13 protein-coding genes are annotated in these 12,165 nt (G+C 69.4%); 6 read left to right on the top strand and 7 right to left on the bottom strand.

Annotated features, from left to right (window positions below):
- Positions 1–10 precede the first annotated feature (10 nt).
- The gene (gene mshD, locus QWJ39_RS01710) at positions 11–1,027 is read right to left on the bottom strand and encodes a mycothiol synthase (protein WP_290255963.1); all 1,017 of its coding nucleotides are present in this window, start codon (positions 1,025–1,027) and stop codon (positions 11–13) included.
- Positions 1,028–1,329: 302 nt separating this feature from the next.
- On the bottom strand, positions 1,330–2,028 hold the full coding sequence (locus QWJ39_RS01705; RefSeq protein WP_290255962.1) for a response regulator transcription factor: 699 nt from the start codon (positions 2,026–2,028) through the stop codon (positions 1,330–1,332).
- Between the two features lie 343 nt (positions 2,029–2,371).
- Between QWJ39_RS01705 and QWJ39_RS01700 the strand changes: the two genes are divergently transcribed.
- The 6 genes from QWJ39_RS01700 to QWJ39_RS01675 all read left to right on the top strand — a co-directional run bounded on the left by QWJ39_RS01700 (position 2,372) and on the right by QWJ39_RS01675 (position 7,885).
- Complete coding sequence (locus QWJ39_RS01700) at positions 2,372–3,106, top strand: permease (RefSeq protein ID WP_290255961.1); 735 nt, start codon at positions 2,372–2,374, stop codon at positions 3,104–3,106.
- Positions 3,107–3,285: 179 nt separating this feature from the next.
- On the top strand, positions 3,286–3,906 hold the full coding sequence (locus tag QWJ39_RS01695) for an FABP family protein (protein WP_290255960.1): 621 nt from the start codon (positions 3,286–3,288) through the stop codon (positions 3,904–3,906).
- A gap of 91 nt (positions 3,907–3,997) precedes the next feature.
- Positions 3,998–4,732 carry a flavodoxin family protein gene (locus QWJ39_RS01690; RefSeq protein ID WP_290255959.1) on the top strand — a complete coding sequence of 245 codons (735 nt, stop codon included), beginning with the start codon at positions 3,998–4,000 and terminating at the stop codon, positions 4,730–4,732.
- A 22-nt stretch (positions 4,733–4,754) separates the two neighbouring features.
- A complete protein-coding gene (locus tag QWJ39_RS01685) occupies positions 4,755–5,837 on the top strand; it encodes a folate-binding protein (protein WP_290255958.1) in 1,083 nt (360 codons plus the stop codon).
- Positions 5,834–6,241: an ankyrin repeat domain-containing protein gene (locus tag QWJ39_RS01680; protein ID WP_290255957.1), complete on the top strand. Its 408-nt coding sequence runs from the start codon at positions 5,834–5,836 to the stop codon at positions 6,239–6,241. The genes QWJ39_RS01685 and QWJ39_RS01680 overlap by 4 nt, the downstream gene beginning before the upstream one ends.
- Before the next feature lie 75 nt (positions 6,242–6,316).
- Complete coding sequence (locus tag QWJ39_RS01675; RefSeq protein WP_290255956.1) at positions 6,317–7,885, top strand: DHA2 family efflux MFS transporter permease subunit; 1,569 nt, start codon at positions 6,317–6,319, stop codon at positions 7,883–7,885.
- 75 nt (positions 7,886–7,960) lie between these two features.
- Here QWJ39_RS01675 and QWJ39_RS01670 read toward each other — a convergent pair whose 3' ends face one another.
- From QWJ39_RS01670 to QWJ39_RS01650, 5 genes are all read right to left on the bottom strand, one after another.
- Positions 7,961–8,671, bottom strand: coding sequence for a GNAT family N-acetyltransferase (locus tag QWJ39_RS01670; RefSeq protein ID WP_290255955.1), 711 nt, complete (start codon positions 8,669–8,671; stop codon positions 7,961–7,963).
- A gap of 54 nt (positions 8,672–8,725) precedes the next feature.
- Entirely contained in the window at positions 8,726–9,751 is a 1,026-nt protein-coding gene (locus QWJ39_RS01665) for a 6-phosphofructokinase (protein ID WP_290255954.1), read from the bottom strand.
- Positions 9,752–9,920: 169 nt separating this feature from the next.
- Positions 9,921–10,175 (bottom strand): PspC domain-containing protein, encoded by a 255-nt coding sequence (locus tag QWJ39_RS01660; RefSeq protein ID WP_290255953.1) that lies wholly within the window; start codon positions 10,173–10,175, stop codon positions 9,921–9,923.
- A 3-nt stretch (positions 10,176–10,178) separates the two neighbouring features.
- Positions 10,179–10,454 (bottom strand): hypothetical protein, encoded by a 276-nt coding sequence (locus QWJ39_RS01655; RefSeq protein ID WP_290255952.1) that lies wholly within the window; start codon positions 10,452–10,454, stop codon positions 10,179–10,181.
- 1 nt (position 10,455) lies between these two features.
- A complete protein-coding gene (locus tag QWJ39_RS01650) occupies positions 10,456–12,096 on the bottom strand; it encodes a PspC domain-containing protein (RefSeq protein ID WP_290255951.1) in 1,641 nt (546 codons plus the stop codon).
- Positions 12,097–12,165 lie beyond the last annotated feature (69 nt).

The raw sequence follows: 12,165 nt of genomic DNA, 5'->3' as shown, positions 1-12,165 counted from the left end.
GTGGTGCGGCTTAGCCGGCGGTCCGCGGGGCGTACATGACGTCCATGTCCCAGCGGGTGAAGCCGAGCCGGCGGTAGAGCGCGACGGCGGGGATGTTGTCGCCGTCGACGTACAGCATCACCGCGTGCAGGCCCTGACGCTGGAGGTGCCGGATCCCGGCGACGGTGAGGGCCTTGCCCAGTCCGGTGCCCTGGGCCTCCGGGGCGACGCCGACGACGTAGACCTCGCCGATCGCGGGGTGGTCGCCGTGCCGGGGATGGATCTTGGTCCAATGGAAGCCCAACAGCCGCCCGGAGGCGTCCTCGGCGAGCAGGAATCCCTCGGGGCTGAACCAGTCCTCGGCCATCCGGGCGTCCAGGTCGGCCCGGGTCATGGCGCCCTGTTCGGGGTGGTGGGCGAACGCGGCACGGTTCACCGCCAGCCAGGCCTCCTCGTCCCGTCCCGGCTCGAAGCCGCGCAGGGTCACGCCCTCCGGCAGCGGCACATCGGGCAAATCCGAGGCTGCCGTGGCCAGCCGCATCTTCCACAGCTCCCGGACCGGGACGTACCCGTACCGGGCGGCAAGGTCCGCCGCCGCCTCGTGGTTGCCGTGCGACCACGCCTTCAGGCCGTCGAAGCCGCGGACGCGCTGCAGTTCACTGACCAGACGGTCCGCGACGCCCTGGTTGCGGTAGCTGGGGTGCACCGCCACCTCCAGCACCGCGCCGCCGTCCGGTTCCCCGATCACGACGGCGACGCCGGCCAGGTCGTTGCCGTGCGGACCGGCGGGAGTGGCGGCAGTCTGGGGGGCGGCGTCGGCGTCCGTCGCCTTGCCGGAATAGTCGGGGGAGTAGAGCGCCAGGGTCATCACCGAATGCGGCCCGGCGTCCGCGGCGCGCAGGGTGACCAGCGTCTGCTCGGACAGGGGCGGGTTGCCGTCGGATTCCTCCGCGGCGGCCACCAGCGTCCTGACATCGCGCAGCAGCTGCTCATCGACAGCTCCCTGCAGGGTGAGTACGGGCCAGTTTTCCGGGTGCGCGGGACTCATGGTGCAAGGCTATACGTCCCCGGGCCCGGGGAGGGGGTATCCGTCGGATTTGATGCATCGCCGGCGGATGCGTATAGTCGGTAACTCATCCGGCACAGGGATCGATTGATCAGATCGCTGTTCCGGAATGTGAGGGGGATCCACCAGTGGGGTGGCCTCGATACGTTCGACCCGTATGTCCTCCACAAAGCGCCGTACGGCGCATAGGAAGGCCCCGGACCTGATGGTCCGGGGCCTTTCTGTTTTCCGCTTATTGTGATTTGCGGTTTATGTCGGAGAGTCTCTCCGCTACGCCGCCGGGGCTACGCCTCGGAGAGCTCCTCGTCCGGCTGCCGGGCGAGGGTGAGCCGGTAGCCGACGTTGCGTACGGTGCTGATCAGGTTTTCGTGGTCCGCGCCCAGCTTGGCGCGCAGACGCCGGACGTGCACATCGACGGTGCGGGTGCCGCCGTAGTAGTCGTAGCCCCAGACCTCGGTGAGCAGCTGCTGGCGGGTGAACACCCGTCCGGGGTGCTGGGCCAGATACTTCAGCAGTTCGAATTCCTTGAACGTCAGGTTCAGCACGGCGCCGTTGACCCGGGCGGTGTAGCTGGCCTCGTCAATCACGACGCCGGCCGCGCGGATCTCCGTTGGGGTGTCATCCTGGTCCGGCATGGCGCGGGCGATGCCGAGCCGGATCCTGGCCTCCACCTCGGCAGGGCCGGCGGACTCGAGCAGGATGTCGTCGACGGCCCACGCGGAGGACACGGCGGCCATGCCGCCCTCGGTGAGGATCAGCATCAGCGGGGCGCTGAGGCCGGTGGCCTTCAGGAGCTGGGTCAGGGAGCGGGCGCCCACCAGGTCCTTGCGCGCGTCGAGCAGGACGATGTCGCACGGGTCGGTCTCGAGCAGTGCCGTGGGCTCCGCCGGCAGGATGTGGACCCGGTGGTTGAGCAACTCAAGCGCAGGCAGGACGTCCACCGATGAGCCGGTGCTGTTCGTCAATAACAGGATGTGCGACATGGTTCCTCCAAGGGGTGTCCGCGCATCGTTGGGCGTTTGTGCCGGGCTTTCACCGGCCGGTACTGGACTCCCGGTCCGGGCTCCGGTGTGCGGAGCCCTGCTTGAAGTCTGGTGCAACCCTGGGTGGGGCCGGCCGGGGGAGCGTAGCTGAGGCTCTGAGTATACCCAAACGCCCTCCCTCGGGCACGGTTTCGCGGCTTGCCGCGCCCGCCGCTGCGACACAAAACGTTCATATAGGGCAGGATTGACCGGAGAACCGCCGCGGGAAGAACCGCAGTCCACAGAGAGCCAACACGGCAGTCAACAGAGCCGCACGGGGGAGAACCGCATTGGGAAGCAGCGCATGAAGTCCTGGAGCGTCGGTGTTATCGGCCTGGCCGGCCTCGCCGCGATCGTCGCCGGAGCCTACTCCACCCCGGAGGTCCTGCTGGCCGTCGCCGTGCTGACCGCCGCCCTCGTTGGCTTCGGCTGGCCGCACTTCCTGGGCATTCCGGCCAAAAAGACCCTCGCCGCGCTGATCGGCCTGCCGGGGATCGGCTCCGCGGTAGCCGCAACCTACCTGCCCGGTCCGGCCTTCCTGGCCTGGACCCCGGCCTTCGTCGCCGCCGGCGTGATGGCCGTGTTCGTCATGCAGCTGATCCGCGGCACCGGCCAGGCGCAGCGGCTCGAATCGACCCTGGGCTCCTGCGCCGGCGTCCTGCTCTCCTGCCTCGGCGCCGGTTGGATCGCCTGCTCCCGGTTCAACGGGGGCAAGGAGATGCTGCTCATCGCCGCCATCAGCGCGGCGATCGCGCTCGCGGCCGGGCTGATCCGCTGGCCGGACCGGGTGGTGGCGCCCCTGGGCATCGTCGGGGCCGGCCTCGCCGGGCCGCTCGCGGGCCTGGCGATCTCGAACATCGCCGTGGTGCCCGCGGCACTGGTTGGAATAGTCGTCGGCGCCGTGCTGGTCAGCTTCCGCCGCCTCGTGATTATCCGCGGCGAAACCCTGAACCTCGCCGCGGTCCTCGGAATGGGGCTGGGACCGGTCTCCGCCGTCGGATCCCTGGCCTACTTCATCGATAAACTCCTCATCCACTAACGCGTTAGGATGTCATCATGTCCGTACTTGCATTTGAAATCTTCTTCCTTGTCCTGCTTGCCGTGGCCGGCCTGTCCATGGCCTGGTTCGCCGGTTTCGTGGTCTACCGCCTCTTCAAGGGCCAGAAGTAACCACCACCCCGCAACCGCCCGGAAACCGTCGCTTTAGAGGTCAACGCCGTGCCCATTGAGATCCCCACCGATCTGACGCCCGAAATCGTTCCGCTGTCCTGGCTCATTGGTGAGTGGGAAGGCCGCGGCCGGCTCGGCGCCGGCGACGAGGATTCCGAGCACTTCCTGCAGCACGTCTCCTTCACCCACAACGGCCTGCCCTACCTGCAGTACCGGGCCGAATCGTGGCTGACCGACGACGAGGGCACCAAGTTGCGACCGCTGACGGTGGAGACCGGCTTCTGGGCCCTCGACCGGAAGCAGCGCGAGGAGGACGGCGGTCCCGGCCTGATCCCGGCCGACATCGTCCCCGTGTTCAAGAGCGCCGAAGAGGTCGAGGAGCTCCGCAACGCCGACGGCGGGTTCGATATCTCCGTCTCCATCGCCCACCCGGGCGGCATCTCCGAGCTGTACTACGGCCAGATCAAGGGCCCGCAGATCCAGCTCAGCACGGACCTGGTGATGCGCGGCAGCCACTCCAAGGACTACACCGCGGCCACCCGCATCTTCGGGCTGGTGGACGGGAACCTCCTCTGGCGGTGGGACGTTGCAGCCGGCAAGAGCCAGGCCGGCGACGGCGGCAGCGGCCTGGAAGCCCACGCCTCCGCCATTCTCAGCAAGGTCGGCTGACAGCGCAGCTGCCCGGGACCGCTCCCCGCCGCCGGCTTTCCATAAGTCCGCATCGAACGCGGGGAGCAGTGCCAACAAAGGGAGCAGTGCCATGAATGATCCGCAGACCAGCGAAGCCGGCAAGCGCCGCTACGACGACCTCTCCGCCGTCTTCTTCAACGGCACACTGAAGAAGTCGCCCGAGACCTCCAACACGGACGGGCTGATCCAGATCAGCCGCCGGATCATGGAGAAGCAGGGCGTCACCACCCGGGTCATCCGGACCGTCGATCACGACATCGCCAGCGGCGTGTATCCGGACATGCGCGAGCACGGCTGGTCCACCGACGCGTGGCCGGAGCTGTACCCGGCGGTGCGGGACGCGGACATTGTCGTCGTCGCCGGCCCCATCTGGCTGGGCGACAACTCCTCGCAGACCAAGAAACTCATCGAACGCCTCTACGCCCACTCCGGCGAACTGAACTCCCGGGGCCAGTGGGCGTTCTACCCCAAGGTCGGCGGGTGCCTCATCACCGGCAACGAGGACGGCATCAAACATTGCGCCATGAACGTGCTCTACAGCCTGCAGCACATCGGTTTTACCATCCCGCCCCAGGCCGACGCCGGCTGGATCGGCGCCGTGGGTCCCGGTCCCAGCTACCTCGATGAGGGCTCCGGCGGCCCGGAGAACGACTTCACCAACCGCAACGCCACGTTCATGACCTGGAACCTTTTGCACCTGGCCCGGACGCTCAAGGATGCCGGCGGCATCCCGGCCTACGGCAACCTGCCCGAGGCCTGGAAATCGGGCACCCGTTTTGACTTCGAAAATCCGGAATACCGCTGAGGACAGAGGACTTCTACTTCATATGAGCACCAAGAGCCCTTTGCTGTCGCGCCCAGGAGCCGTGGAGGCCGCCGGACCCGACGCCGGCGTGGCCGCCCACTACGGCGAGCCCCTGCGGGAGCAGCGCGCCCTGGCGGCCGGCACCGCCGTCGTCGACCTCTCCCACCGCGGGGTGGTCACGGTCACCGGACCCGACCGCCTGAGCTGGCTCAACACCCTGTCCTCGCAGCAGGTCACGGCCCTGCCCCCGGGCCGGTCCACCGAGCTGCTGCTGCTCAGCGTGCAGGGCCGGATCGAATTCGACGCCCGCGTCGTCGACGACGGCGCCACCACCTGGCTGATCGTCGAGGCCGCGGAGGCCGCCCCGCTGGCGGAGTGGCTGAACCGGATGAAGTTCATGCTCCGGGTGGAGATCGCCGACGTCTCCGCGGACTGGGCCGTGCTGGGCAGCACCCGGGCTGTCCCCGAATGGGACCGTCTGACCGTCTGGGAGGATCCGTGGCCGCACGTCGGCGCCGGAGGGTACTCCTACGCCGTCGTGGCCGAGCAGGAGCACCCCGGGCTGGAGCGGCCGTGGTTCGAATACCTGGTCCCCGCAGTGGACCTGGAAGCCACGGTGGGGGAGCGCCCCCTCGCCGGCACCCTCGCTGCGGAGGCGCTCCGCATCGCCGCCTGGCGTCCGCGCTGGGGTGCTGAGACCGACGAGAAAACCATCCCGCACGAGCTGGACCTGCTCCGCACGGCCGTCCACCTGGCCAAGGGCTGCTACAAAGGCCAGGAAACCGTCGCCCGCGTCCACAACCTCGGCCACCCGCCCCGCCGCCTGGTGTTCCTCCAGCTCGACGGCTCCCAGCACACGCTGCCCGCCGTCGGCAGTGACGTGCTCGCCGGGGACAAGAAGGTCGGCACCGTGACTTCGGTGGGCCAGCACTACGAAATGGGCCCGGTGGCCCTCGCGGTGATCAAGCGCTCCGCCGATCCGGCGCAGGTCCTGACCGTCGCCGATGGTACCGAAACCTACCCCGCGGCCCAGGAACTCGTGGTCGCGCCCGACGCGGGCCAGGTCGTCGGCCGGCAGACCGGATTCCTGAGGAGCCCCCGATGACCGGCGAACAGCATTCAGCCACGCAGGCCCCCGACGCGGACACCGTCGACCTCGCGCACCGGCTTTTCGACGCCGCCCGGGAGGGTGACACGCCGCTTCTGGCGGCGTACCTCTCCGCCGGCGCCCCCGCGACGCTGAGCACCGCCTCCGGGGACTCCCTCCTGATGCTGGCCGCTTACCACGGCCACGCGGAGACGGTGCGGCTGATCCTGAGCCACGGCGGGGAGGCCAACACCGCCAACGACCGCGGCCAGACCCCGCTGGCCGGCGCCGTCTTCAAGGGTTACCGCGACGTGGTCGAGGCACTGGTCGACGCCGGTGCAGACCCCGACGCCGGCAGCCCCTCCGCCCGGGACGCGGCCACCATGTTCGCGCGCAGTGAGATCCTCGCCCTGTTGCGCTGACCTGGCTGTCCCACCCCGGCTGTAGTCTCAACGCTCCACCTTCACCCCGGCAGTAAGCACCTAAAGGAAGAACCGATGGAAAACGTAGCGCGGCCCTGGGCGGCCCTCTGGTCCCTGGTGATTGGGTTCTTCATGATCCTGATCGACACCACCATCGTCTCGGTGGCGAACCCGAAGATCATGGAAGGACTCAACGCCGACATCAACTCGGTGATCTGGGTGACCAGCGCCTACCTGCTGGCCTACGCGGTGCCGCTGCTGATCACCGGACGCCTGGGCGACCGCTTCGGTCCGAAGCGGCTCTACCTCACCGGCCTGGTGGTCTTCACCCTTGCCTCACTCTGGTGCGGGCTTTCCGGCGACATCCAGACTCTGATCGCGGCCCGCGTGCTGCAGGGCCTCGGCGCCGCGCTGATGACGCCGCAGACCATGGCCGTCATCACCAGGATTTTCCCGCCGGACCGCCGCGGTGCCGCCATGGGCATCTGGGGCGCCACCGCCGGCGTCGCCACCCTGGTGGGCCCCATCCTGGGCGGTGTTTTGGTGGACGGGCTTGGCTGGGAATGGATCTTCTTCATCAACATTCCGGTCGGGATCGTCGGCTTCGTGCTGGCACTGCGGTTCGTCCCGGCGCTGGGCACCCACCCGCACAAGTTCGACATTCCCGGCGTCCTGCTCAGCGCCGTCGGCCTGTTCCTGCTGGTGTTCGGCATCCAGGAGGGTGAAACCTTCAACTGGGGCACCATCAGCGGCCCGATCACCGTGTGGGGCCTGATCATCGCCGGCATCATCGTGCTCGTAGGCTTCGTCCTCTGGCAGCACTTCAACAAGGGTGAACCGCTCCTGCCACTTGGCCTGTTCAAGGATCGCAATTTCTCGCTGGCCAATATCGCCATCACCTCGGTTGGCTTTACGGTCACCGGGTTCGGCCTGCCCCTGATCTTCTACTACCAAGTGGTCCGCGGCCTCACGCCCACGCAGTCGGCGCTGATGATGGTGCCCATGGCAGTTATCTCCGGCGGCCTGGCCCCGGTGGTGGGTCGCATCATCGACCGGGTCAACCCGAAGTACATCACGGCCACCGGTCTGGTCCTGATGTCCGTGGCCCTCTTCTGGAACTCCTCGCTGATGCACCCGGACACGCCCATCTGGCTGTTCCTGCTGCCCAGCACCGTCCTCGGCTTCGCCAACGCCGGTATCTGGGCTCCGCTGAGCTCCACCGCCACCCGCAACCTGCCGCCGCGGCAGGCCGGCGCCGGCTCAGGCGTCTACAACACCACCCGACAGATCGGCGCCGTCCTGGGCAGCGCCGCGATTGCCGTGTTGATCCAGTCCCGGCTGGCCGCAGAGCTTCCCGCCGCGCCGGGATCGGCCGGCAACGCCAGCCCGATGGCCTTTGGCGGCGCGCTGCCGCCGCAGCTGCATGGGGGGTTCTCGACGGCGATGGGCCAGTCCATCCTGCTGCCCGCCGTCGTCATCCTGCTCGGTGCAGCCGTGACGCTGTTCTTCGCCAAGCCCCAGGTCACCCAGCCGTGGACGGCTCCGGCAACAGAGTCCAAGCCGACGACGGAGTCTGCGACGGCGGAGCCCGCCAAGGAGGGCCGCGACGCCGTGGCCGACGGCGTGGAAGCCCGGCAGGTCTAAGTCGATTCGCTCCAGGGCCGCTCGACGGGACGCCCCGTCGAGCGGCCCTGAGGGGCCGGGGCCGCAGGGGCTGCTCTAGCCCAGCAGGACGCTGGTCTGGATTCCGCCGGCGGTGAAGCCCAGGCTCCGGGCGAGGGCCAGCGAACCCTTGTTGCTGACATCGGCACGCCACTGCAGGGTCAACCCTGAGGCGAGGGCCTCGTGGGCGGCTATCGAAGCGGCCAGCGTCCCGAGCCCGCGCCGGCGCCACTCCGGTGCCACCAGGACCCCAAGGTGCGCCAAGATGCCCTCCCACTCGCTGTAGGCGCCGCAGGCCACGGGGGAACGGTGGCCGTCCTCGACGTGCATGATGGTGAACCGGTTTTCCAGGTCCGCCAGGCCAACCTCGTTGACATCATCCGGCGGGCACAGGCCCTCGAGCTCGATGGCCTCGGGGTTGCCGTGGGAGACGGTGAGCTCCTCGGCAGGCTGCCTGAGGGGCAGGTCATCGGCGAAGAAGAGGGCTGCGGCGCCGAGGCCGTGGCCGCCCCGGGCACGGGTGATCGTCAGGAGTGTGACGTGCTGGGCCAGCGCCTCGTCGGAGTAGGCTTCGGCGGCTTCCAGCGCCCAACCCGGTCCCACCAAGGCCGAACCGCCGAACAGCCGGACGAACTGCAGCGCCCGGGCGTCGTCGACTACGCGTGTGAGGCGCTGCCCGCCGGAGGCCGCGAACGCGCCGTCGTCGAGCCCCAAACGGCGGGCCCACGCGAGCTGGATGATGTCGGCGGAGCCGGGCGTGAGTGTCATGGTTCAACCCTACCCAGACCGGTAACTGCGCCGGCCCACCCCGGCTGCGGCGGCCTAGCCGAAGAGGACGGCGGCTTCCTCGTAGCGGTGCTGCGGGACGCTCTTGAGGTTGCCCAGGGCGGCCTCGAAACCGACGTGGACGATGTCCGTGCCGTTGAGCGAGACCATGGTGCCCCAGCGCTCCTCCACCACAGAGTCGATGGCCGCCATGCCGAGGCGGGTGGCGAGGACCCGGTCGAAGGCTGTGGGGACGCCGCCGCGTTGGATGTGGCCGAGGACCGTGGCGCGGGTTTCGATGCCGGTGCGGGCCTCAAGTTCGGGGGCCAACAGTTCGGCGATGCCGCCCAGCCGGGGGCGGCCAAAGGTGTCCAGTCCGCGCTCGGAGTGCGGCGATTCCTGGCCCTCGGGGACGAAGCCCTCCGCGACGACCACCAGAGGTGCGCGGCCGCGCTCATGGGCGGAGACCACCCATTCGGTGATCTGCTCCATGGAGGCCTGCTGCTCGGGGATGAGGATGGCGTGGGCGCCGGAGGCCATGCCGGCGTGCAGGGCGATCCAGCCGACGTGCCGGCCCATGACCTCGGCGATCATGGTGCGGTGGTGGGATTCACCGGTGGTCCGCAGCCGGTCGATCGCCTCGGTGGCGATTTCGACGGCAGTGTCGAAGCCGAAGGTGTAGTCCGTGGCGTCGAGGTCGTTGTCGACGGTCTTGGGGACGCCGACGATCTTGAGGCCGGCGTCGGTGAGGCGCTTGGCGGCCGCGAGGGTGCCCTCGCCGCCGATCGCGATGATGGCGTCGATGCCCAGCCGGTCCATATGGGCCTTGATGACCTCGGGGCCGCCGTTGTTTTCAAACGGGTTGGTGCGGGAGGTGCCCAGGATGGTGCCGCCCTGCTTGGCGATGCCGCGGACCATGGTCCGGGGAATCTCGATGATGTCGCCCTCGACGACACCGCGCCAGCCGTCCAGGAATCCCACGAACTCGTGGCCGTGGACCGCGATGCCCTTGAGAACGGCGCCACGGATGACGGCGTTCAGTCCGGGGCAGTCGCCGCCGCTGGTGAGGATTCCAATTTTCATGTCTGGGCTCAAATCCTGGTTTGAAGGTATACGGGCAGAGCGCCACGCTGAGCTCACCAAGAAGTTTAGCCGGGGATGTGGGGCAGGACACAAACCGGTCCCGGAGGCCCGGACGCACGCTGCCCCCGCCACAGGCAGTGGCGGGGGCAGCGTCAGTCATGAGCCGGGGTCAGGGGCGGTTCGCGCGGCGCTCCAGGAACGTCTGGGCGATGATGGCGTTCTGCTGGTCCGGGAGGAGGGCCCAGGCGGCCAGGTAGAACACGAAGGCCGGGCCGGGCAGCAGGGCGAAGAGGAGGAACGCGATCCGGACGTAGGCGACGTCCACGTTGAGCCTGGCCGCGATGCCGCCGCAGACACCGCCGAGCCACCGCTGCGGTCCCCGGCGCAGGCCGAGGCCCCGGACAATACTGAAGAACTTTTCCATGGATTAAGACTTCCTTGTAGTAGTGGCTTTGTCACGCTTGCGGGCGGAGACCAGTCCGCCGATCACGAGGGCCGCTCCGGCCCCGATCATCAGGCCGATCAGGACGTAGGTCCCGTTCAGGACCACCAGGCCCAGGCGGGAAATGATGATCAGGGCGGCGAGGGCCAGCACGATCAACCCCCACACCACCGTCCCCACCCGGGCGCCCTCGCTGGCGGGTGCGTTCTCCGTGACCAACGGGGTGCCGTCCGGGGCGGTTCCCGGGTCGTAGCTGCTCATGTCAGTTCCCTTCCTTCACGGTGATGTTGCTCAGGGTGCCGGAGACCTTGATGACCAGGCGGGACCCGGCGACGTCCGTGTTGTAGTCGCTCTGCTGGCTGGTCATGCCGCCATGGTTGCCGTTGGAGTCGTTGAGGTTTCCCATCGTCAGGTCCGCCCGGATCTGCACGGGGACGTTACGCGGAATCAGCACGGTGATGTTGCTGGCGGTCGCGTCCAGGGGCACCACGACGTCGGAGCCTAACGGTGCGTTCAGGTCCAGCCGGGTCAGGTCCACCGTGCCGCTGCCGCCGGTGATGTCGAAGCCGTCCGCGGCCTGCCCGATGGTGGTGGGCGCCCAGTCGACGTTCTGGAACCGTGCCCGGTCCGCGTTCGGGACCAGGCCGTAGACCGCACCGGTGACCAGCGCCACCACGGCGAAGAAGCTGAGGATGCCGGCGCCGCGGCCGCGCAGGCCGCAGACCAGGATGCCGAGGCCCAGGACGGCGGCCCCCACGGCCCAGACCACGGCGTTGCCGGCGGGCCCCAGAGTGATGGCGTGGACGGCGTCGAGCGCCTTGAGCCCGCCGCCCGCCAGGAGCGCGAGGCCGGTCGTGACGGCGACGGCGGGAGCGCCGGGACCAGCGGACCGGACCTTCGGAGCGGGCACCGTCGCATATGCGGACCGGCCTGCGGTATGGCCCGGCGCGGGGGCCGCGAGGGACGCCGTGTAGTCCGGTCCGGTGGGATAGGTCGTGGTGGGATACGAGGCGGCCGGATAGGTGCCCACGGGCGGGGTGCCACCCGACGGGGAACCCGCCGGGGTGCCGGTCCCGGCCGGTGCCGGACCGGACGATCCCGGGCCGGTTGCAGCAGGGCCGGTTGCAGCAGGGCCGGTTGCAGCAGGTCCGGTTGCCGCCGGGCCCTGCGGCGGGAACCCGGCGCCGTGGGTCTCGGCGGGCCGGCGCGTCCTGCCCCGCTGGGAGAAGTAGTAGAAAGCGTAGATCGCCCCGCCCACCCAGAAGACAGTCCACACGACGGCGCCGAAACCGTACCGGTCCCAGCCCCAGACGCCGTTGCCCAGGCTCGGGAAGCCGATCAGCGTGGTGATCAGCGCGCCGGTCATACCGGTGCTCCACCGTCCGGCGGCCGCCTCCTGGACGTGGATCCGGCCGTCGGGTTCGGGCAGCAAGGCCCAGGCCAGCCCGTACAGCAGGACCCCGACGCCGGCGAAGACCGTCAGGACAATCAAAATGCCACGCACAATCAGTGGATCGACGCCCAACCGCTGGGCGATGCCGCTGGCCACGCCGGCCACCCAGCGCTCGCGGCCCCGGTAAATGCCGTGGCTGCGGATCCAGTCAAAGAAGTTCTGCTGCGACCCGGCCGGCCGGCGGTCGCCGGCGTAGGGAGGGCCCGGGGGCGGGGTGTATGGCGGGGTGCCACCGGGCGGAGGGGTGTAGGGCGGCGGGGCGTACGACGGCGGCGCATACCGGGGCGCGCCGTCCGGTTCCGCCGAAGAGGCCTGCGAGGAGGCCTGCGACGGTCCGGAAGGCGAGGGCGCGGAGGCGTCCGCCGTGCTGTCCGCCGGGTCACTGGCGGGACGGCCGTCCGGCTGGCTGCCGGCGGCCGGGACCTCATCTGGGTCAGGGTGCGTGTTCATAGTTCGATCCTCCCGCCCGCGGGACCGTCCGCTCTACTGGGGAAACCCCTGACCGGTCCCTGACCGGCC

Origin of the sequence: Arthrobacter sp. YD4 (assembly GCF_030410515.1) — a bacterium.
Taxonomy (GTDB): Bacteria; Actinomycetota; Actinomycetes; order Actinomycetales; family Micrococcaceae; genus Arthrobacter.
The sequence above is the reverse complement of the archived record's forward strand: the minus strand, read 5'-3'. Positions and strand labels throughout refer to the sequence as shown.